Here is a 19,719-nt window from a genome sequence, read left to right as displayed (position 1 = left end):
GCGCAGACACCGCGGAGGGGGCGACACATGCCGGACGAGGTGGCCGATGTTCGCCGATTTCAGAATCTGCTGCGCCGGGTGGCCGTACCCGACGAGCGGCCGCGAGTTCTGCCGGTGCTGTTCCGGCGCCGCAAAAGTCGGCGAACGCCGCCGCCGATCATATGCCTGATCAGCGATATCGCACCGGTTCCCGAAGCCGGACTGCTGCGCCGCGGCGGTGAGTGGCTGGCCTCTCCGGGCGGTCGGCGCGCGGTTCCGCGGGCGGTGGTGAACGTCCCGGATCTTCGGCCGGATATGTTCGATTCCGCTTTCGCCCCGCGCGGCGGTGATGAGCTGGATGCGCATTTCCTCCCCCTGCTGCAGGAGCTCTACACCTGCTTTTCCAGCGACGATACGGCTATGGGCCCCATCCCTTTTCCCCGCTATCGCACCGCCGATTGGCTGACGCGGCAGCGGATCACGGGCGCCGCGACCGAGGCGTCGGCACAGTTGCGCGAGCGGTTGCCGAAACTCCTGCGCAGTGTGCCCGCCGCCGACCGTTCGGCCACCGCCCTCGGTGCGATCGGCGGCACGGTGTCCCGGGTGCTGACCGTCCTGTTGTCGATGTGGCCGATCGTGCGGTTGTGGCTGTTCGTCAGTTCGCACGTACCGGGGTTGTCGCCGGTGAGCTATTGGTTCATGCATCAGCGGTATCTGACTCCTCGGCTGTCGCACAGTTTCGTCGGGTTCGGGGTACGGCTCACCGAGCCGATGCGGCGCCGGGAGAACGAGGAACAGATCGCGAAACTGCTGGTCAACGCCTTTCTAGAGGATCTGCGCGCCGCATATCGCCGGCGGCTGTGGCGCCCGTCGACCTGGCGCCGCACCGCATATCCAGTCGCGCTGCTCGACGGCGTGACACCCGGTGACGGCGCCACCCGCCTGATGCGTTTCGTCAACGAGATCCGTAACGAGACCGGGCTCTTCGATCCGCTGGCGCTGGTCGCTCGGATCGAGGATCCCGCCGAACGGCCCGCCCCGCATTACGAAGCTCTGGACTCCGCCCAGGATCCGCTGGACTCCTGGCGCGCCCAGATCGACGTGCGGCGCCGCAACCGCGGCCGGGACAGTTGGTATCTCACCCTGCCCCTGCCGGATTCACTGTCCCGCAGGGTCGCGCAGTTCGACCGCGCCGAACTCGCGCAGCCCCCCGGCCCGCCGTGGGCGGCGCGTCGCTCGGTGGTCACCGTCGTCGCGCTGCTTCCCGTCGCCGCCCTGGTGGCCGCGACCGTCACGGCCGTCCAGCCACGTATCGCCGCCGGATGTACGGCGTGGCCGTGGCGCGCGGACGTCGATGTCGCGGTGCGGGGCACCGAATGTATCGGGGTGAGCGGCAGTGCCGCACAGGTGTTCGCCGACGACGAGGAACTGGCCGAAATGCAGCGCGAGGTGTTCCGGCAGAACACCATGGCCGCACGGCTGCGTCGTGACAATCCGCGCCGTCCCCTGGTCACCCTGATCTACTTCGCCGGGATGACCTATACCGATCGCAATGTGCGCTACCCCCATGCCCAGGCGGAGGAACTGGCGGGGCTCGCGGTGCAGCAACGGCGGGCGAACAAGCAGAACGGTGAATCCGAACCGCTGCTGCGCATCGTGATCGCGAACGGCGGATCGACCATGCGGTACGCGACCTGGGTGGTCGAACACCAGATCAGCCGGCTGGTGCGGTCTGATCCGAGCGTGGTGGGCGTGATCGGACTCGATCGCAGCACGGCCGAAACGCGCAGGGCCATCGCGCGCTTGGGCGAGCTGGGAGTCCCGACCATGGTGACCACGCTGTCGGCCGACGGACTCGACACGGTGTCGCCCACCTACTTCCAGCCCGTCCCTGACAATCACGCTCAGGCGGAGCTGGTCGCGGAATACGCTGCGGGCGCGCGGAATTCGGACTCGACCCGGCGTTACGGCAAGGTGGCGGTCTACGCGCCCGCCGATGGCGACGACATCTACGTCCGCACGCTGGCCGACGATCTGCAGACCGTCCTGGCGCAGCGGAACATGCTCGGCGACGTCTACACGTGGACGGAGCAGCAGCAGATCTACGGGTTGCCGCTGCCGTGCGCGCCGGCCGAATCCGATGCACCACGGACGCTGTTGTTCTTCGCCGGGCGCAACCCGGATTTCGGGCCGTTCGTCAACGCGGTCGCCCAGCATTGCGGTGACGCTCCACCGCCGATTCTCGCCAACGACACCGCGACCCGCGCCGTGTCGGACAAGCTGGTCCAGAATGCCGCGCCGATCGGGTTTCCGGTCCGGTACGTCGCCAAGGGGGTGCCGGCGCTGCTGGCGGGCAGCAACTGCGTGCGTGACGGTGCACCGGACCGCATGGACCATGCCAGTCTGAGCCTGCGCAGCCTCTGCGCCGAGCTGACGCAGCTGCGGCACGATCTGCCGCATTTCCGCGAGAGCTGGCCCGGCGATCGCACCGGAATCACCTTCGACGTCGCTGAGCTGTTTCTGCGGGCGGTCCAGCGGAATCGCGCCCGGCCCGAGCGGTCGGCCGCGGACGGCACGATCAACCGCGCGGCCATCGGCCTCGAACTGCGGCGCCCCGATCTCGACGCCGACACGATCACCGGAAGGCTACGTTTCGACGGCCCCGGTGGAATCGCCACCGGCGCCTCGATCGGCATCCTCGTCACCTCCGATCTGAACGATCCCGACCTACCGCCGAAGTGCCTGGTGATGTATCCGATCGCACCCGAGCGGGGCGCACCGACCGGCTGCCCGGCCGGAACCGAGAGCGACAGTGAGAAGTGGGAGCGACCCACGGGGTGAGTCGCCGCACCGGTCAGGGCGAGCGGGTCGGCGCTGCCTCGGTACGGTAATAAGGATTCATGGAGGCCTTCTATCATCCCGATCCCACGGATACCGCGCTGTTCCACTCCACCGAGCTGACCCGCGGTCCGTGGTCGCCGGACGCGCAGCATGCGGGACCGCCGTCGGCGCTGCTGGGGCACGTGATCGAGCGGTGTGAACCGCGGCCCGGATTCCGCGTCGGGAGGGTGGCGGTCGAGATTCTCGGTCCCGTCCCGATCGCGCCGCTGCGGGCCGAGGCGCGGGTGGTGCGGCCGGGACGCAGCGTGGAGTTGATCGAAGCGACCGTCGCCACCGACCGCGGACCCGTGTTGAAGGCGAACGCGTGGCGGCTGCGGGTGGCCGATCCGGAGATCGAGGTGCCGGCGGATGCGTCGGCGGCCGGCACGTATCCCGGCCCGGACACCGTGCCGCACAGCGGCGAGTTCCCGAGCGATCAGCCCGTCGGATTCCACACCGGGATCGATTACCGGTTCGTCGCCGGCTCCTTCCAGCAGCCCGGGCCGGCGGTGTGCTGGATTAAGCTGCGCTATCCGATCGTCGCCGGAACCACTCCCAGTCCACTGGAACGGACCCTCGCGGCGGCGGATTCCGGCAACGGCGTGAGCGCGGTATTAGATTGGGAGCGTTACCTTTTCATCAATACCGACCTCACCGTCACACTGCATCGTGAACCGGTGGGGGAGTGGGTCTGCCTCGATGCGGTGACCTATCCGGAGCGCAGCGGCATCGGGATGGCCGAATCCCGGCTCTACGACGAGAAGGGTCCGGTCGGCCGCAGCACGCAGACCTTGCTGATCGGGAATCGGTAGTGGGCACGTCCCCGCCGCCATCGGATTCTTCCCGCCACGGGTGACTCCGAATCCCTCGGCTACCGTGGCGGTGTGGACGAGTGTGGCGCCGTACTCGCCACCTCCAGTGCCGCGGTACCGTCGCCCGTCACCGGCATGGACCGCTTCTACCGTCAGCATGTGACCTGGAAGCGTTGCGCGGTCGACACTCTGGACGCGGCGGGCGGTTCCTGCGCGTCCGTACGCGTGCCGCTGGACTACGGCGACCCCGACGGCCGAACCCTGAGCGTCGCGATATCACGAGTGCCGGCGACCGATCCGGATCGCCGGCACGGCGTCTTGCTGGCCAATCCCGGCGGTCCCGGCGCCTCTGGCTTGGACACCCTGGACCTGCTGGGTGATGTTCTCGCGCCCGATGTCCGGGTGCAGTACGACCTGATCGGGATCGACCCCGCAGAATCGGCCGGTCCGCCGGCGGCCGGAACTGCGGCTGGCCGATCGGTGAGATGATCCGGTCCGCCGGCGCCGGCCTCGACGGATTTCTCGCCGACACCGCCCGTGCCGCGCGTCTGGCAGGCGTGCCCGGCAGGCGATCCCACCGCGCTGCGGCAGCTGACGACCCGCAACACCGCCCGCGATATGGATGTGATCCGGTCGGCAATCGATTACGGTTGACGGATTCACCATCGACGATCATTGGCTGCCGTTCCTGCTGCACAACCTGCTGGGCAACTTCCGGCTGAACGAGAAGATGGCCGACACCGTCGGCGAACATCCAACCTTGGCCTTTCGTCCCGGTCTCAGTCGCTGCGTCGGCGCGGCGATCAACGGATACTTCGCCGACGGGCTATTACCCGCGGCCGATGTGGCGTGCGCGCCCGACACCGGGGTGGATCCGTAGCGCTGTTCCTGTCCCGGGGGCGGCCGAGATGTCGCACAGACGTGGAAAGGCCCGGCTTCCGCAGAAACCGGGCCTCCCTACGCGAAATCAGCGCGGCGCCATGCGGATCGCGCCGTCGAGGCGGATGGTCTCGCCGTTGAGCATCGGGTTCTCCACGATGTGGCGGGCCAGCGCCGCGTATTCGGTGGGGTCGCCGAGACGGGCGGGGTGGGGGACCTGCGCGCCGAGGGCCTTGATGGCCTCGTCGGGCAGGGTGGCGAACAGCGGGGTGTGGAACAGGCCCGGCGCGATGGTGACCACGCGGATGTTCACACTCGCCAGGTCGCGGGCGATCGGCAGGGTCATGCCGACGATGCCGCCCTTGGAGGCGGAATAGGCGGCCTGCCCGATCTGGCCGTCGAAGGCCGCGACCGAGGCGGTGTTGATGATGACACCGCGCTCCTCGCCCTCGAGTTCGGTCGCGGCGATGCGCTCGGCGGCCAGCCGGATCACGTTGAACGTGCCGATCAGGTTGACGTTGATGATCTTGGTGAAGTCGGCCAGCGGGAACGCGCCCTTCTTGCTCACCGTCTTGATCGCGTTGCCGATGCCGGCGCAGTTCACCGCGATCCGCAGGGTGCCCAGCTGCGCGGCGGCGTCGAGCGCGGCGCTGACCTGCTCCTCGTTGGTGACATCGGTTGCGGCGAAGACCACACCCGCACCCAGCTCCTTGGCGATCGCCTCGCCGGTGGACGACGGCAGGTCGATGATCACCACCTTGGCGCCCTGGCCGTGCAGTTCCTTCACCGTGGCCAGGCCCAGACCCGACGCGCCGCCGGTGACCACGGCGACCGCATTCTCGAGCTTCATACGAGGTCCTTTCTGATCGGCATCGGCGTCAGACTAGTCGCCGCACTACTAACAAGTAAATATAGGTTCGCCTCAGTACTCGCTGTGGAGCGGGAGGCAATCCGGGGTTCGTTCTCTGGTTATACCAGCTCACGGCGATATCGCAAGGTTGTGTCGGTCGGGCGCGCAACCGGGATGTTCTGCCGAGTTCGCTACCTATCGCTGGCCGGGCAAATACTGGAACATGTTCCAGCTTCGGTGGAAGCGTCGGCAACCGCCTGGTCGGGGCCAGGGTCTCCCGCAGTGCGGCGACCGCTGCGGTGACGGCCGCACCGCCGGTGGTTGGTGGACTCGGGCCCGGTCCCTGCGCCACGATCATCGGGTGACCAAGAGCTCCTACCACCACGGAGATCTGCGGGCCACGCTGCTGACGGCGGCGGCCGAGCAGATCGCTGCCGACGGCGTCGACGCGGTGTCGCTGCGAGCGCTGGCCCAGCGCGCCGGCGTCTCACATGCCGCGCCCGCTCACCATTTCGGCAATCGGCAGGGCCTGCTCACCGCACTCGCGATCCGCGGATACGAGCTGCTGGCCCAAGAATTGCGAGGCTCCCGCGACGATTTCCGGGAGATGGCGGTCGCCTACATCCGCTTCGCGCGGCGCCACCCCGGACATTTCGATGTCATGTTCCGCCACGACCTGCTGCGCGTCGACGATCCGGAGCTGATCGCGGCCCGCACCCTATCCGGCGAGGAATTGCGTTTCGGTGTAGCCCAATTGGGCGTCGCGGAATCCGCGCGACCGGCGACCGAACTGGCCGCCTGGTCGCTTGTGCACGGCTTCGCGTCGCTGTGGCGTGAGGGTGCGCTCACCGACTCCGATCTCGGCGGCGCCGATCCCGAACAGCTGGCCCGGCAGATGGTCGCCACCGTCGACTTCGTCGGTGCGAAAAAGTAACGACTACAGGGTATTTCGGCTCAGCGCTCGTGGACCATCTCGGCGACCCGCCGCTGAGCCTCGGTCGCGTCGGTGTCCACGACGGCGTCGGTGGTGGCGGATTCGCTCCGGCCGGCGAGCAGATCGCGGATTTCGATCAGCAATTCGGTTTGGGTCGGGACGGCCTTCTTTTTGCGGCTGAACCGCTTCTGCAAGGTGTTCATCGGAAGAATGAGCACGAAATACAACACCGTCGCCACCATGAGGAAATTGATTCCCGCACTGATGATCGGGCCGATGGCGATGAATGTGGCCGGTTTTCCGGCGACCAGTTGCACGCCCAATCCGAGCTGCCCGTTGGTCCCCACGACCGCCAGCAGCGGCTCGACGATTCCCTTCGTCACCGAGGTGACGATCGCGGTGAAGGCCGTGCCCATCACCACCGCGGTCGCCAATTCGATGACGTTGCCGCGCATCAGGAAGTCTTTGAACCCTTTGAGCATGTCAGCCTCACGATCGATCCGAACACATCAACGCTGTCTCGGACCGGCAGTCTAACGGCGAGTAGCGAACCAGCAGCAACTCGATGTGGGCTCGATCACCTGTTCGGATCCGAATCCGTCGGTGCCGGGCGATACCCTTTCCGGCGTGGCCGAGAATTCGCCGGAGCTTTATCGAGAACGCCGCTCGCGGGTGTCCTCGGGCGCGATCGTGTGGCAGCGGGAGGTGGCGGGGAAGTCGGCCACGGTGTTGCCGGATGGCTGTATGGATCTGCTCTGGCTCGGTGGCCGGTTGCTGGTGGCCGGGCCCGATACCCGCGCTTACCACAGCGGTGCTGCCGCACAGACCGTGTACGGGATTCGCTTCGCACCGGGTACCGCCCCGGCGCTGCTCGGCGTTCGTGCGCCGGAGCTGCTGGATCGCCGGGCCGAACTGGACGAGGTGTGGTCGTCGCGGCGGGCCCGCGCCATGGCCGACGTGGTCGCGGCGGCGCCGGATCCGCTGTGCGGGCTGGAGGAGGTGGCCCGCCGCTGCGCGGCGGTGACCGCCCCGCCCGACCCGGTGGTGGCGCAGATCGTGCGCCGGCTGGATGCGGGGGAGACGGTCGCGGCCACGGCCGACGCGCTGGGCCTGGGCGCGCGGCGACTGCATCGCCTCTCGGTCGCGGCCTTCGGATACGGGCCGAAGATGCTGGCCCGCGTGCTGCGGATGCGCCGTGCTGTGGATCTGACCCGCACCGGCATCGGTTTCGCCGAGACCGCGGCGCTGGCCGGATATGCGGATCAGGCCCATATGAGCCGGGAGATCCGGGCTCTGACCGGGCGACCTCCCGGCCATATCCGAGGCGCCGCCGCGCGCGCCGAGGAGTATCAGCTCAGCGGCGCGTAGAGGTCGACGCCGTTGCCGTCGGGATCGTGCACGGTGGCGTAGCGCTGGCCCCACACGGCATCGAAGGGCTTTGCTTCCCCGTGGTATCCGGCCGCGACCAGCTCGTCGAACAGCGCGTCGACCTCGGCCGCCGAATCGCATTCGACGGCCAGCCCGATCCGGCCCGCCGCGGCGTTCCACCGCCGCTCGACGCCGGCGTCCTGTGCGAGGTTCTCCTCGGAGTCGAGCATCAGCCGAAATCCGCCCGGTAGCGGAGCCTCCACGTGCCCACCACCGACGACCTCCCCGAATTCGAGACCGAGCCGTCGGTAGAAGCCGAGTGTGGCCGTCAGATCGGAGACGACCACGCCGATTGCGTTGAGTTGAGGTGCCATGGCGTCACCCTAGAGCGCCGCCGCCGGTGTCGTCTTGAACGAATCGGACGGTGTGGCCGTGTTTGTCACAATTCGGGATCGAAGGCTCGGTGACCAGGATCAATCTATTGCCGCAACGTGCTGACCACCACAATCGGAGTGAATTTCGGTCGAAACGCTGGTCGGAGTGATTAGCGTTTCCCACTACGTGTTCGGGGACGCGAATCAGGGCAGGAGGGATATGGGTACCGACCAGACAGTGCTGCATCGTTTCGTGATCTCGCAGATGACCGACGCGGGAATCGATCGTGACCGACTGCTGCGTGAATGCGAACTACCGGAATGGACACTGGCCGGCGAAGGCGTTCATGTGCCCGCGCGGATCTTTTCCCGGTTATGGGAGATCGGTGAGAATTGGCTCGACGATCCCGACGTGGCGTTGCACGTCGCCAGCAGATATCAGCTGGCCGCCAGTCGGCTCTACGACTATCTGTTCGCCAGTGCGCCGACCGTGGGCGCCGGGCTGGCGACCTGTGGTCCGTACGTCACCGCGGTCACCACCAATCACCGCTTCGATCTGGTGGTGGAGAACGAGGCAGAGACCACGCTGTACCTGGACATCATCGAGGGTGAGGGGCGCGGACGCGAACTGGTGCAGCAGTGGGGACTGGTCGCCGTGCTGACCCGTGCCCGCCGCCTGGTGGCCGCGCCGTTCGACCCGGTCCGGGTATCCCTGCGACAGTCGGCTCCGCGTCGCCAGGAGGCGTTCGCCGAGGTATTCGGTTCGGCGGTGGTGGAATTCGGTGCCTCGGTGGATTCGATGACCTTTCGGTCGGCCGATATGGATCTGCCGCTGACCACCGCCGACCCGGTGCTCGCGGAGGTGTTGCAACCGCTGGCCGCCGCGTTGCCGCCGCCACCGCCGTTGGCCTCGGCCTGGCCGGAGCGGGTATCGCGGGCGTTGGCCGAGGCTTTCAGCGAAGGCGAGGTATCGCTCGAGCAGGTGGCGCGGCGGCTCGCCATCAGTCCGCGCACCCTGCAGCGGCGGCTGTCCGAGGCGGGGACCACGTGGCGGCGCGAATTGGATCGGGCCCGCCTGGCCCGGGCCCAGGCCGCGGGCCCGCTGAGCCGAGAGCGGCAGGCGGCATTGCTCGGCTATGCCGACGCCGGTTCGATGCGGCGCGCGGCGCGGCGCTGGTCGACGGTGGCGCACACGCACACGCACACGCGCACTGCGGGATCGGCCGACTGTCAGGCCTGATTCACCGGAGGCGGCCCCTGATCGCGGGGCCGGCGGGCCGCGGAGCGTTTCGCTCGATCACCGGCCTCGGCGTGCGTGGGTAGCGACGGATGCCGGGGTGGGTGATCGAGCGGCGCCGCGGGCCGCGCTATGCCCGCAGATTGCTCGCCGCGATACTCCAGAACGTATGGCGGTCCAGCGCCTGGAAATCCCAGCTCTCGGCGATGGCGTGGGAGGTGGCGACGATGGCCGGTACGTCGAAGTCCTCGCGGGTCGCCGTGCCCTTGGCCTCCAGTTCGGCGATCACGTACTGGGTGGCGGTTTCGAAGGTGTACAACACGGTGCTCTCCCATCGGTCGTAACTACACATCCGGAACGCGCTGCGCGTACTTCGTCAGTCTTGTCACGCTGTCGCATTCGGGCCAGCGCCGAACGCGCCACATCCGGGCAAACGTGCCATTTTCACATTCTGACGGCCGCGAGGGATCTGCGTGAGAATTCTGTACCCGCAGGCGGTTTCGACCAAACTTTTCATCGAAAGTGTAGCGCCGCCGGCAAGAGTCCGGCGGCGAGCAACTCATCGGCAAAGCTGCGGCGAACGCTAACCGGTCGGTTGCGCAAGGACGTCCTCGTAGCGGAATTCCTGTGCGATCCCGGTACCGGCGGCATGGGCGGCCTCCTCGCGCTGCCGCAACTCGACGCGGCGGATCTTGCCCGAGATCGTCTTGGGCAGGTCGGTGAACTCGATCCGCCGCACCCGCAGATACGGTGCGAGGTGATCGCGCGCGTATTCCAGGATGGCCCTTGCGGTTTCGCGGTCGGGCTCCCAGCCGGCGGCCAGCATGACATACGCCTTGGGTACGGCCAGGCGTGTGTCGTCGGGCTGCGGTACCACCGCCGCCTCCACGACCGCCGGATGCTCGATCAGCACACTTTCGAGTTCGAACGGGGAAACCTTGTAATCGGAGGATTTGAACACGTCGTCGGTGCGGCCGATATAGGTGATGTAGCCGTCTTCGTCGCGCGCCGCCACATCACCGGTGTGGTAATAGCCGCCTTCCATCACCGCCGCATTGCGTTCCGGGTCCTGGAGGTAGCCGCTCATCAGGTTGACCGGGTGGGCGCTCAGATCCAGGCAGATCTCGCCCTCCTCGGCGGGCGCGCCGGTGATGGGGTCGACCAGCACCACCGGTACCCCCGGCATGGGGCGGCCCATCGAGCCGGCCTTGACCGGTTGTCCGGGGGTGTTGGCGATCTGCAGCGTCGTCTCGGTCTGCCCGAACCCGTCCCGGATGGTCAGTCCCCAGGCGTTTTCCACCTGTGCGATCACGTCGGGGTTGAGTGGTTCGCCGGCGCCGAGGATTTCGCGCAGGCCGGCCGGACGCTCGCCGAGATCGGCCTGAATCAGCATGCGCCACACCGTCGGCGGCGCACAGAAGGTGTTGACCTCCGCGCGGCGGAGCTGGCCGAGCAACGCCTCGGCGTCGAACCGGCCGTAGTTGTAGACGAAGATCGTCGCCTCGGCGATCCAGGGCGCGAAGAAGCAGCTCCAGGCGTGTTTGGCCCAGCCCGGCGCGCTGATGGCGAGATGGACGTCGCCGGGCCGGACGCCGATCCAGTACATGGTGCTCAGATGCCCGACCGGATAGCTGGTCTGGTTGTGCTGCACCATCTTCGGCTTACTCGTGGTGCCGGAGGTGAAATAGACCAGTAGTTCGTCGCCCACCTGCGTCACGGCGGGGAAGGGGCCCGCCGCTTCCACCTCGGCAGCTTCCGCGTAGTCGTGCCAGCCCTCGACCGGGCCGCCGACCGCGATGCGCCGATAGTCGCCGGGGACCTCGTCGAATTTCGCGGTGTCGCGGGCATTGGTGATGACGAAACGTACCGCGCCCCTGGTGATCCGGTCGATGAGATCGGCCGGCCCGAGCGCGCCCGTGGTGGGCATGACCACCGCGCCGAGTTTGGCGACGGCGAGCATCGACTCCCAGAGCTCGACCTGGTTGCCCAGCATCAGGATGACCCGATCGCCCTGGCGCACACCGAGTTCGGCGAGCCAGGTCGCCAACCGATCCGAGCGCTGCGCCATCTCGTCGAAACTCACCCGCAGTTCGCTGCCGTCCTCCTCGACGATCCACAGCGCGGTGCGGTCGTTGCCGCGGGCGATGACGTCGAACCAGTCGACGGCCCAATTGAATTCGCCGGTCAGCCGGGGCCACTGAAACGTCCGCACCGCGGTGTCGTAGTCGGTCGCCAGTTCGACCAGCCGGTCGCGCGCCTGGCGATACAACTCGGTATTGGACGACAACTCGGTATTGGACGTCATCACTGCTCTCCTGTCTGTTGCTGATCCAGCTCCGGTACGCCGAACAGGCGGACCGAGGTCGCGCGGATATCGACCTTGCGCACCTTGCCGGTGACGGTCATCGGGAATTCGTCGACGACGTGGACGTAGCGGGGAATCTTGTAGTGGGCCAGGCGACCGTCGCAGAACTGGGCCAGCGTCGGCGCGTCCACCGTGGCTGCGCCCTCGCGCACCCGAATCCAGGCCACCAATTCCTCGCCGTATTTCGGGTCCGGGATACCGACCACCTGGGCGTCCAGGATGTCGGGGTGGGTGTAGAGGAATTCCTCGATCTCGCGCGGATAGATGTTCTCACCGCCGCGAATCACCATGTCCTTGATCCGGCCGGTGATCGCGACGTAGCCGTCGTCGTCCATGGTGGCCAGATCGCCGGTGTGCATCCAGCGGGCGGCGTCGATCGCCTCGCCGGTCTTGTCCGGATCGTTCCAGTAGCCGAGCATCACCGAATATCCGCGCGTGCACAGCTCGCCCGGTTCGCCACGCGGAACGGTCGATCCGGTGTCCGGATCGACGATCTTGATCTCGAGATGCGGTCCCACCCGGCCGACCGTGGCGGTGCGCTGGGTGATGGTGTCGTCGCGGCGGGTCTGAGTGCTCACCGGCGACGTTTCGGTCATGCCGTAGCAAATGGACACCTCCGCCATGCCCATCCGCTCGATCACCTGCTTCATCACCTCCACCGGACACGGTGAGCCGGCCATGATGCCGGTGCGCAGCGAACTCAGATCGAAGGATTCGAAGTTCGGATGGGCCAATTCGGCGATGAACATCGTCGGCACCCCGTACAGCGAGGTGCAGCGTTCCTCGGCGACAGCGGCGAGTGTGGCCCGCGGCTCGAAGGAAGCCGCCGGAATCACCATGGCCGCACCGTGACTCGTCGCCGCCAGATTGCCCATCACCATGCCGAAGCAGTGGTAGAACGGCACCGGAATGCAGATTCGGTCGGCCTCGGTGTAGCCGCACAATTCGCCGACGAAATAGCCGTTGTTGAGGATGTTGTGGTGCGACAGCGTCGCGCCCTTCGGGAAACCGGTTGTGCCCGAGGTGTATTGGATGTTGATCGGATCGTCGGCGGTCAGTCGCGTTCCGGCCTCGGCCAGGCGCGACGGATCGGCGGCGCGGCCGGCGGCGACCAGTGCCTCCCATGCGGCGCTGTCGAACAGGACCACCTGCTCGAGATCCGGGCATTCGGGCCGTACCCGGCCGATGATCTCGGCGTAGTTCGAGCTCTTGTGCTCTCGCGCCGAGATCAGCATCCGGATCCCGGCCTGGGTGATCACGTAGCGCACTTCCTCGCTACGGTAGGCCGGATTGATGTTGACCAGGATCGCGCCGATCTTCGCGGTGGCGAACTGCACCAGCGTCCACTCGGCACGGTTGGGCGACCAGATGCCGACCCGATCGCCCTTGCCGATCCCCGCTTCCAGCAGACCGAGTGCCACGGCATCGACCTCGGCGGCGAATTCGCGGTAACTCCAGCGCACTCCGGTCACCCGGTCGACGAGTGCGTCTCGATCACCGTGGATGGCCACCGTGCGATCGAGATTCGCCCCGATCGTCTCGCCCAGTAGCGGCGCATCCCATACTCCGTGCGTATAACTGACCGGCCGGACCCGGCCCCTACTCGCGCTCACGGATATAGGATTCAGGTCACAGTTTGCTCTCCACCACCCCCGGAAAGGGGTAGCGCTCATGGCCTCCGCCGATCTGCTCCGCCCGCGCGACGCCGATGCGTTGCGGGCCGAGTTGCGGCAGGTCTCGGCCCTGTCCGGGATGCCGGTGGTGTTCGGCGGGGAGGTCTGCGACGGAGCGCTGATCCTGAGCGAGTTCTTCGGGACGCGCACCGGCGCGATGCGCGGACTGGTGGTATCCCCCACCTCGGGGGTGGGCGGTGCGGCCGTGGCGAGCCGGCGTCCGACATCGGTCGCGGACTACCGGGCGGCGGCGACCATCACCCATCACTACGACGGTCCGGTGTCGATGGAGGGCCTGCGCGCGGTGGTCGGGGTACCGGTCGTGGTGGACGGGAGTTCCCGGGCCGTGCTCTATGTCGCCAGTCGCGAACCGGGGCCGATCGGTGATCGGATCGCCGAGCTGGTACTGCGGTCGAGCCGGCGCCTGGCCTTGGAACTGGCGGTGCGCGACGAGGTGGACCGGCGGCTGCGCCTACAGGCGGCGACGCGCGGGACCTCGGAGGTCACCACCGGTCCCGCACCGGATGCCGTTGTCACGGAACAGCTTCGGGACCTGCACGCGGAGGTGCGCGGGATCGCGCAGACGCTCACCGATGCCGAGGCGCGCACACGATTGCGTGCGGTATCGGACACCCTGGCGCGGTTGATGGGCGGGCCCGCGGAGGCCGTGGCCACGGCCTCCGCGCCCGCACTGTCCCCGCGCGAACTGGACGTGCTGTCGTATGTGGCCCTCGGCTGTACCAACGGCGAAGCGGCGCAGCGGCTTTCGTTACGTCCGGAAACGGTGAAAAGCTATCTGCGCAGTGCCATGACCAAACTCGGCGCCCACACCAGGCACGAGGCGGTGGTCCGGGCCCGGCGCTGTGGGCTGCTCCCGTGATGCTGCTCCCGTGATGCTGTGCTCTGCTGCTGTGATTCGGCAGCGCCTACGCGACTGCCGGCCCGGAAAACCGGACCGGCAGGTGCTGTGTTCCGCCCGCCGCCGCCGCGGCGGTGTGACCCTGGTCGGTATGGACTAGGCCTGCGGCTCGATCAGCTGGATGTCGAGCTCGATGGCGACCTTGTCGCTGAGCATGGCGGTGGGCAGGGCCGGCGCGACGTCGAATTCGCTGCGCTTGATGGTGCCGGTGGCGGTGAATCCGGCGTGGCGGCTGCCGTCCTGGAACTGCTGCAGGCCGCCCCACTCCACGTCGAGGGTGACGGGCTTGGTCACGCCACCGAGGGTTACCTCGCCGGCGACCTCGAACTCCTCGGCGACCCGCACCGGCTCGACGGCCTTGAAGTGCAGGGTGGGGCGCTCGCTGACATTGAGCAGTTCGGCGCTGCGGACGTGCTCATCACGCTGGGCGTTGCCGGTGTCGAACGAATCGAGGTAGATGGTGGCCTCGATGGTGGCCGCACCGGAGGCGTCCACGACGAAGCTGGTCTCGAAGTTGTTGAAACGGCCGCGGACCTTGGAGATGCCCAGGTGGCGGACGGTGAAGTTCACCGAGGAGTGGGCGGGGTCCAGGGCCCAGGAACCGGTAGCGAGAGTGGTCTGCTCGGAAGTGGTCATGTCCACCAGATTTGCGGACCGTGGTCCGGTTAGCCACGCCGCAGTTATCCTGGGACTGGCAGGGCGTGGATAACAAAGCCCGGACAGATACAGGATGGTGTGGTGGCACGATCGGAATTCGGCGAGTTTCTCATCGCGCGGCGGGCCCAGTTGCAGCCCGAAGATGTCGGTTTACCGGCCGGGCGCCGGCGGCGGACCCCCGGACTGCGGCGCGAGGAGGTCGCCGCGCTGGCCGGGGTGAGCGTCGATTATCTCGCCCGCCTCGAACAAGGGCGCGACACCAACCCCTCGATGGCGGTGCTGGGGGCGCTGGCGGAGGCGCTGCGGCTCAACGAGGTCGAACGCCACCATTTCGGCAATCTCGCCGTCGGCATGGAACACGCCCGCGAGTGCCCATCCTCGGGCCAGGCGCGGGAACAGGTCACCGACACCGTGCAGGCCGTGCTGGATGCCATGCATCCCACGCCCGCCTTCGTAGCGGGCCGGTGGCTCGACATCCTCGCCTGGAATCCGGCGTGGCGAGATTTCGCCGAACCGCTGGGACTGCTCGACGACATCGCCGAACACAATCTGGCCACCTACTTCTTCGCGCACCCGGAGGCGCCGCAGCGGTGGCGGGACTGGCCGGTCGCCGCGGAGATGATGGTGTCGACGCTGCGCTCGGCGCGCACGCACTGGCCCGACGATCCCGGACTCGACGCGCTGATCCAGGGATTGCACCGATTTCCGGAATTCTCCTGCCGCTGGCGGGAACATCGGGTCACCGAATTCCGGTCCGGTGCGCTGCATATCGATCATCCGCAGCGCGGCGAGGTCGAGGTCGAGATCCAAACCCTCAGTCCGGCAATCGATCAGAGTGTGCAGGTGTGGCTGGTCGACCGGCGTGCCGTGCGCAGTCCGGCACTGCGGCTGGTCAACGAATAATCCGCGCTCGGAAGATCGCTCGGAAGATTCTGCGCGCGCCCGAGTCGGCTGAGCTGTCGATCCGGACACGGAATCCGCGGTCCGCGACCCGTGAGACGCCGATCACGCATAATCCAACGTGAGGATTCCTGCCGGCCGGTGTCTATCGATTCGAGCAGCGGAGGAGGTGCTGTGTGACCGAGGCGGCGGCGGCACCCGAGGCAGCGCTGGACGACGCCACCCTGACCGGGCGGGCCCGTGACGGCGATGTCCGGGCCTACGAGCAACTGGTGCTCCGTTATCAGGGAGCGATGTTCCGGTTGGCGGCGCGGATGCTGGCCGATCGGTCCGAGGCGGAGGACGTCATCCAGGAGGTTTTCCTCACCGCCTGGCGCCGCCTGGCCCAATTGCAGGACGACAGCGCTTTCTCGGGCTGGTTGTACCGGATGACCACCAATCGCTGCCTCAACGTCATCCGGTCCCGGCCGGACCGCGCCGACGTGGATCTCGATTCCACCGAATCGCCGCTGCGTGCGACCCAGCCCGAACACGCGGCACAGGTGCACAGCCAGATGGCCGCGCTCGGCGCGGCGCTGCAGCGGCTGACACCCGAACAGCGCGCCTGCTGGCTGCTGCGGGAGGTGCACGGCCGCTCCTACGACGAGATTGCCGAGATCGTCGGCACCAACACCACCGCGGTTCGGGGGCGGATAGCCCGAGCCCGGGCGCAATTGGCGGAGGTGATGAAGCCATGGCGCTGACGGAGTTGACCGACAGCGACTACACGCTGCCCTGCGGGCGTAGCGTCGAACAGGTGTGGGACCGCCTCGATGCCGTGGAGGCGGGGCTGGCCGACGAACACGAATCGGAGTGCCCGCACTGCGCGGCCGCGCGCGAGAGCCTGCTCACGCTCCGCGCCGCGACCCGTGAACTCGTCGACGAGCCGGACCCACCGCCGCCCGCGATGTTCGACCGGATCATGTCGGCGGTGCGGGCGGAGGTCCGGCGCGGCCGGATGGTGAGCCTGGCAACGCCCAATCCGGGCTCGGTCGAGGTCAGCGAGCAGGCGATCGCGGCGGTGCTGCGCTATGCCGCCGACACCGTGGCGGGCGTGCGCGCGCGCAGCTGCCGCATCGACGACCACGGACCCGACGCCGACGGCGGCCATGCGATCACAGTGGCGCTGTCGATCTCGGTCCGGCACGGCGACACCGCCGTGGAACGCGTCGTTCCGCAGGTTCGCGAACGAGTACGCGCGGCGGCCACGGCCCGCGCCGGTCTGGCGCTCGAGCGGCTCGACATCACCGTGGTGGATGTCTACCAGGAGGACCGGTGAGACACACTTGCGCAGCCTCTTGCCGGTCCGACCGGGTGCGGGTGTCCCGCAAGACACAGGAGGACCGGTGAGACACACTTGCGCAGCCTCTTGCCGGTCCGACCGGGTGCGGGTGTCCCGCAAAATACAGGAGGACCGGTGAGCGCGGGATTCGCGGAGAAAGCGGAATATATCGCCTCCGATGCGGTAATCGCCGCAGTAGCGGCTCGGGCCGCGGCCTCGGTTCCCGGGGTGGCGCGGCTCGAGCCCGGTGTGCTCGGTCTGCTCGGCCAGCTCGCCCGGACGGGGCGGCAGTGGTGGAGCAGCCAGGACATCGCACCCGGTGCGGGCGTGCGCGTCCGTCACAGCGGTGGCTGGCTGAAGGTGCAGGTCGACCTGTCGGTGACGGGCGGATGCCACGTCGGCGAGGTCGGGCAGGCGGTACAGCAGGAGGTGGTCCGGGTGGTCGCGCAACAAACCGGGATGGTCGTGGACGCGGTGTCGGTGGCGATTCTGGACATTCAACCGGAAGCGTCGTGACGGCCGTGAGCGAGGACGAACTGGCCGGCGAGATCGTCACCGCCATCGGATCGGTGGCGGGATTGCATCCGGCCGTGCCGCCGGGTGTCGCTCTCGCCGATTGGGTGCCGCGGCTGGGGCCGCGCTCGGCGGTGGACGTGAGCCCGGAGATCGTCGAGGTCCGGGTGACCGCCTCGGCGCTGCCGCTGCCACCACTGCTGGACAAACTCGCGGCGGCCGTGGGGGAGCTGCTGGCCGCTACCCGGTGGGCGGGTGCGCGGCTGCGCATCGTGGTCACCGATTTGGACGCGGACGTCTTCGACACCGCGGTTACCTAGATCATCGGTCTCGCCCGTGACATTTCGCCGTCGGCGGGGTCGTATCAGTGAAGGTTCGTTATCCGCTGTACCGCAAGGGAACTGAAGTGGAGGTAATCATGACCAGCACGACAGCCGGTAAGGGCACCGAGAACGCCAGGGCCGAGACCGGTAAGGACACCGGGGCCGGCCCGAGCCAGGGCGGAGCCGCTGCCAAAGCCCCCGCCCGGACCAGCAGCGCGCTGGTCAGCGATCAAGGCACCACCAGCATCGCCGATGCCGTCGTCCAGAAGATCGCCGGATTGGCGACCCGCGAGGTGCGCGGAGTGCACAATCTCGGTGGTGGCGCGGCACGCGCGTTCGGCGCCTTCCGTGATCGCATCCCCGGCGCGTCGGCCAGTGTGGGACAAGGGGTTTCGGTCGAGGTCGGCGAGACGCAGGCGGCGGTGGATCTGGAGATCGTCGTGGAATACGGCGTCTCCATCGCCGAACTGGCCCGCGCCGTGCGCCGCAATGTCATCACCGCGATCGAGCAGATGACCGGTCTCGAGGTGGTCGAGGTGAACATCAACGTCAACGACGTCTTCATCGAAGAGGACGAGGATCAGCCGCCGACCCGCGATCGGGTGCAGTGATATGAACGCCACCACGATCTGCCTGATCTTCGGTCTCTCCCTCGGATTCGCCGCGGCGTTCGGCGGTTTCGGGGCCTTCGCGGTGGTGCTGATCTTCGGTGCGCTGGGACTGGTGATCGGCCGCTGGCTCGACGGCCATGTCGACCTGTCCGGTCTGATCCGCTCGGCGCAGGATCGGGGCCGGAAATGAGCGCCGCCGCGGAGACGGCGGCGACACCGCTTCTCTCCGCGGCCGAGTTCCGGGGGCGCACCACCGTCTCCGAGCGTGCGGTGCGGCGCTTGGCGGCCCGGGCGGCGCGTGAGGTCGACGGTGTCGCCGCCGACCCCGAAGTTTCCGCGCGGGTGACGGCCGATACCGCCGTGCTGCGGGTACGACTGCCGATCAGTTATCCGATGCCGGTCGCCGTGGTCACCGAGGCGTGCCGCGAGCACCTGATGCGGCGCACCCACGAACTGTCCGGGCTGGTGGTTCCGCGGGTGGACATCGAAGTCTCCGAACTGGTCAATACGATCGAACCCACCGGGGGCCTGCGATGAACCGCAGGCCCCGGCGCATCACCCCGGCCGTGCTGGTCGCGGTGGCGCTGCTGGTGATCGCGGTGCTCGTGGCGGTGTCGCTGATCCAAAACCTCGGCAACACGGAGGAATTGGTGTCCTATCACAGCGTCGCGGTGCGCCTGCACGACACGACCTGGCACAGCTATTGGGTCCTCGGTGCCGGCATCGGGGTCGCGGTGCTCGGTGTGGTGCTGGTGCTCGCGGCGTTGCTGCCCGGGCGCCGCGTGGTGGAGGCGCTGGACGCCGAGGAAGGGATGGACGCGGGAATCACCCGGCGCAGTCTCGACGGCGCCCTCAACGATGCGGCGAGTTCGGTCGCGGGACTCGAAGCGGCGCGAGTTCGACGGAGCCGCAAGAACATTCGAGTCAGCGGCCGCGCCGCCAACCCGGACCACGCCGATCTGGAGCAGACCGTCAACGCGACGGTCGGCGACCGGCTCGCCCGCATCGGCCCGAAATCCGCCCCGCCGGTCAGCACACGCCTGCGCGCGGCGCAGCGGCCGGAGCGGGTGGACAAGCGAGTGCATGTCCGCAAGGAGGTGTTGTGAGCGACAATCGCGCAGCGG

Annotated in this window: 24 protein-coding genes; 17 read left to right on the top strand and 7 right to left on the bottom strand. The window is 68.0% G+C overall.

Annotated features, from left to right (window positions below; genetic code table 11):
* The first annotated feature begins 27 nt into the window (after positions 1–27).
* From C5E41_RS22785 to C5E41_RS34050, 4 genes are all read left to right on the top strand, one after another.
* Complete coding sequence (locus C5E41_RS22785) at positions 28–2,820, top strand: hypothetical protein (protein ID WP_104377808.1); 2,793 nt, start codon at positions 28–30, stop codon at positions 2,818–2,820.
* Between the two features lie 59 nt (positions 2,821–2,879).
* On the top strand, positions 2,880–3,671 hold the full coding sequence (locus tag C5E41_RS22780; protein ID WP_104377807.1) for a thioesterase family protein: 792 nt from the start codon (positions 2,880–2,882) through the stop codon (positions 3,669–3,671).
* 72 nt (positions 3,672–3,743) lie between these two features.
* Complete coding sequence (locus tag C5E41_RS22775; RefSeq protein WP_104377806.1) at positions 3,744–4,160, top strand: hypothetical protein; 417 nt, start codon at positions 3,744–3,746, stop codon at positions 4,158–4,160.
* 241 nt (positions 4,161–4,401) lie between these two features.
* The gene (locus tag C5E41_RS34050) at positions 4,402–4,551 is read left to right on the top strand and encodes a hypothetical protein (protein ID WP_181063378.1); all 150 of its coding nucleotides are present in this window, start codon (positions 4,402–4,404) and stop codon (positions 4,549–4,551) included.
* 87 nt (positions 4,552–4,638) lie between these two features.
* Here C5E41_RS34050 and C5E41_RS22770 read toward each other — a convergent pair whose 3' ends face one another.
* Positions 4,639–5,400: a 3-hydroxyacyl-CoA dehydrogenase gene (locus C5E41_RS22770; RefSeq protein ID WP_104377805.1), complete on the bottom strand. Its 762-nt coding sequence runs from the start codon at positions 5,398–5,400 to the stop codon at positions 4,639–4,641.
* A 361-nt stretch (positions 5,401–5,761) separates the two neighbouring features.
* Between C5E41_RS22770 and C5E41_RS22765 the strand changes: the two genes are divergently transcribed.
* Positions 5,762–6,334, top strand: a complete 573-nt coding sequence (locus C5E41_RS22765; RefSeq protein WP_219823227.1) for a TetR/AcrR family transcriptional regulator — start codon at positions 5,762–5,764, stop codon at positions 6,332–6,334.
* A gap of 20 nt (positions 6,335–6,354) precedes the next feature.
* Here C5E41_RS22765 and mscL read toward each other — a convergent pair whose 3' ends face one another.
* Complete coding sequence (mscL, locus tag C5E41_RS22760; RefSeq protein ID WP_104377803.1) at positions 6,355–6,816, bottom strand: large conductance mechanosensitive channel protein MscL; 462 nt, start codon at positions 6,814–6,816, stop codon at positions 6,355–6,357.
* 145 nt (positions 6,817–6,961) lie between these two features.
* Here mscL and C5E41_RS22755 point away from each other — a divergent pair, with 145 nt between their 5' ends.
* Positions 6,962–7,702: a helix-turn-helix domain-containing protein gene (locus C5E41_RS22755; RefSeq protein ID WP_104377870.1), complete on the top strand. Its 741-nt coding sequence runs from the start codon at positions 6,962–6,964 to the stop codon at positions 7,700–7,702.
* Here C5E41_RS22755 and C5E41_RS22750 read toward each other — a convergent pair.
* Complete coding sequence (locus tag C5E41_RS22750; RefSeq protein WP_104377802.1) at positions 7,684–8,076, bottom strand: VOC family protein; 393 nt, start codon at positions 8,074–8,076, stop codon at positions 7,684–7,686. The two genes, C5E41_RS22755 and C5E41_RS22750, sit on opposite strands and share 19 nt — an antisense overlap.
* A 220-nt stretch (positions 8,077–8,296) precedes the next feature.
* Between C5E41_RS22750 and C5E41_RS22745 the strand changes: the two genes are divergently transcribed.
* Positions 8,297–9,316: an AraC family transcriptional regulator ligand-binding domain-containing protein gene (locus tag C5E41_RS22745; protein ID WP_104377801.1), complete on the top strand. Its 1,020-nt coding sequence runs from the start codon at positions 8,297–8,299 to the stop codon at positions 9,314–9,316.
* Between the two features lie 127 nt (positions 9,317–9,443).
* Here the strand turns inward: C5E41_RS22745 and C5E41_RS22740 are convergent, their stop codons facing one another.
* The 3 genes from C5E41_RS22740 to C5E41_RS22730 form a co-directional block, all read right to left on the bottom strand.
* Positions 9,444–9,635, bottom strand: a complete 192-nt coding sequence (locus C5E41_RS22740; protein WP_030515537.1) for a hypothetical protein — start codon at positions 9,633–9,635, stop codon at positions 9,444–9,446.
* 261 nt (positions 9,636–9,896) lie between these two features.
* Positions 9,897–11,618 (bottom strand): AMP-binding protein, encoded by a 1,722-nt coding sequence (locus C5E41_RS22735; RefSeq protein WP_308706093.1) that lies wholly within the window; start codon positions 11,616–11,618, stop codon positions 9,897–9,899.
* Positions 11,618–13,291 (bottom strand): AMP-binding protein, encoded by a 1,674-nt coding sequence (locus C5E41_RS22730; RefSeq protein ID WP_258081179.1) that lies wholly within the window; start codon positions 13,289–13,291, stop codon positions 11,618–11,620. Before C5E41_RS22730 ends, C5E41_RS22735 begins: the two co-directional genes overlap by 1 nt.
* Positions 13,292–13,349: 58 nt before the next feature.
* On the opposite strand from C5E41_RS22730, the gene C5E41_RS22725 reads away from it, so the two are divergent.
* Positions 13,350–14,231: a LuxR C-terminal-related transcriptional regulator gene (locus tag C5E41_RS22725; protein WP_104377799.1), complete on the top strand. Its 882-nt coding sequence runs from the start codon at positions 13,350–13,352 to the stop codon at positions 14,229–14,231.
* Positions 14,232–14,366: 135 nt separating this feature from the next.
* Here the strand turns inward: C5E41_RS22725 and C5E41_RS22720 are convergent, their stop codons facing one another.
* Complete coding sequence (locus tag C5E41_RS22720; protein WP_104377798.1) at positions 14,367–14,906, bottom strand: YceI family protein; 540 nt, start codon at positions 14,904–14,906, stop codon at positions 14,367–14,369.
* Between the two features lie 102 nt (positions 14,907–15,008).
* Between C5E41_RS22720 and C5E41_RS22715 the strand changes: the two genes are divergently transcribed.
* The 9 genes from C5E41_RS22715 (at position 15,009) to C5E41_RS22675 (ending at position 19,701) form a co-directional block, all read left to right on the top strand.
* Entirely contained in the window at positions 15,009–15,830 is an 822-nt protein-coding gene (locus tag C5E41_RS22715; protein ID WP_104377868.1) for a helix-turn-helix domain-containing protein, read from the top strand.
* A gap of 173 nt (positions 15,831–16,003) precedes the next feature.
* Complete coding sequence (locus C5E41_RS22710) at positions 16,004–16,570, top strand: RNA polymerase sigma factor (RefSeq protein ID WP_181063377.1); 567 nt, start codon at positions 16,004–16,006, stop codon at positions 16,568–16,570.
* Positions 16,561–17,145 (top strand): anti-sigma factor family protein, encoded by a 585-nt coding sequence (locus C5E41_RS22705; protein ID WP_104377797.1) that lies wholly within the window; start codon positions 16,561–16,563, stop codon positions 17,143–17,145. The genes C5E41_RS22710 and C5E41_RS22705 overlap by 10 nt, the downstream gene beginning before the upstream one ends.
* Positions 17,146–17,283: 138 nt before the next feature.
* Entirely contained in the window at positions 17,284–17,664 is a 381-nt protein-coding gene (locus C5E41_RS22700) for an Asp23/Gls24 family envelope stress response protein (RefSeq protein WP_104377796.1), read from the top strand.
* The gene (locus C5E41_RS22695; protein ID WP_258081178.1) at positions 17,661–17,981 is read left to right on the top strand and encodes a hypothetical protein; all 321 of its coding nucleotides are present in this window, start codon (positions 17,661–17,663) and stop codon (positions 17,979–17,981) included. The genes C5E41_RS22700 and C5E41_RS22695 overlap by 4 nt, the downstream gene beginning before the upstream one ends.
* A gap of 98 nt (positions 17,982–18,079) precedes the next feature.
* A complete protein-coding gene (locus C5E41_RS22690; RefSeq protein ID WP_104377865.1) occupies positions 18,080–18,595 on the top strand; it encodes an Asp23/Gls24 family envelope stress response protein in 516 nt (171 codons plus the stop codon).
* Position 18,596: 1 nt separating this feature from the next.
* Positions 18,597–18,785 carry a hypothetical protein gene (locus tag C5E41_RS22685; RefSeq protein ID WP_030515548.1) on the top strand — a complete coding sequence of 63 codons (189 nt, stop codon included), beginning with the start codon at positions 18,597–18,599 and terminating at the stop codon, positions 18,783–18,785.
* The gene (locus C5E41_RS22680) at positions 18,782–19,132 is read left to right on the top strand and encodes a hypothetical protein (protein WP_104377795.1); all 351 of its coding nucleotides are present in this window, start codon (positions 18,782–18,784) and stop codon (positions 19,130–19,132) included. Before C5E41_RS22685 ends, C5E41_RS22680 begins: the two co-directional genes overlap by 4 nt.
* Positions 19,129–19,701, top strand: coding sequence for a DUF6286 domain-containing protein (locus C5E41_RS22675; RefSeq protein WP_104377794.1), 573 nt, complete (start codon positions 19,129–19,131; stop codon positions 19,699–19,701). Before C5E41_RS22680 ends, C5E41_RS22675 begins: the two co-directional genes overlap by 4 nt.
* Positions 19,702–19,719: the final 18 nt, after the last annotated feature.

Origin of the sequence: Nocardia nova (assembly GCF_002933465.1) — a bacterium.
Classification (GTDB): domain Bacteria; phylum Actinomycetota; class Actinomycetes; order Mycobacteriales; family Mycobacteriaceae; genus Nocardia; species Nocardia nova_B.
Note: the sequence above shows the minus strand (reverse complement) of the source record. Positions and strands in the feature narration are given on the sequence as shown.

Bases quoted from the DNA above. Each gene is read 5' to 3' on its own strand.
- C5E41_RS22770 (WP_104377805.1), bottom strand. From the start codon at position 5,400: ATGAAGCTCGAGAATGCGGTCGCCGTGGTCACCGGCGGCGCGTCGGGT.
- C5E41_RS22685 (WP_030515548.1), top strand. From the start codon at position 18,597: ATGAACGCCACCACGATCTGCCTGATCTTCGGTCTCTCCCTCGGATTC.
- C5E41_RS22675 (WP_104377794.1), top strand. From the start codon at position 19,129: ATGAACCGCAGGCCCCGGCGCATCACCCCGGCCGTGCTGGTCGCGGTG.
- C5E41_RS22735 (WP_308706093.1), bottom strand. From the start codon at position 11,618: ATGACGTCCAATACCGAGTTGTCGTCCAATACCGAGTTGTATCGCCAG.
- C5E41_RS22680 (WP_104377795.1), top strand. From the start codon at position 18,782: ATGAGCGCCGCCGCGGAGACGGCGGCGACACCGCTTCTCTCCGCGGCC.
- C5E41_RS22705 (WP_104377797.1), top strand. From the start codon at position 16,561: ATGGCGCTGACGGAGTTGACCGACAGCGACTACACGCTGCCCTGCGGG.
- C5E41_RS22750 (WP_104377802.1), bottom strand. From the start codon at position 8,076: ATGGCACCTCAACTCAACGCAATCGGCGTGGTCGTCTCCGATCTGACG.
- C5E41_RS22720 (WP_104377798.1), bottom strand. From the start codon at position 14,906: ATGACCACTTCCGAGCAGACCACTCTCGCTACCGGTTCCTGGGCCCTG.
- mscL (WP_104377803.1), bottom strand. From the start codon at position 6,816: ATGCTCAAAGGGTTCAAAGACTTCCTGATGCGCGGCAACGTCATCGAA.
- C5E41_RS34050 (WP_181063378.1), top strand. From the start codon at position 4,402: ATGGCCGACACCGTCGGCGAACATCCAACCTTGGCCTTTCGTCCCGGT.
- C5E41_RS22780 (WP_104377807.1), top strand. From the start codon at position 2,880: ATGGAGGCCTTCTATCATCCCGATCCCACGGATACCGCGCTGTTCCAC.
- C5E41_RS22785 (WP_104377808.1), top strand. From the start codon at position 28: ATGCCGGACGAGGTGGCCGATGTTCGCCGATTTCAGAATCTGCTGCGC.
- C5E41_RS22745 (WP_104377801.1), top strand. From the start codon at position 8,297: ATGGGTACCGACCAGACAGTGCTGCATCGTTTCGTGATCTCGCAGATG.
- C5E41_RS22690 (WP_104377865.1), top strand. From the start codon at position 18,080: ATGACCAGCACGACAGCCGGTAAGGGCACCGAGAACGCCAGGGCCGAG.
- C5E41_RS22725 (WP_104377799.1), top strand. From the start codon at position 13,350: ATGGCCTCCGCCGATCTGCTCCGCCCGCGCGACGCCGATGCGTTGCGG.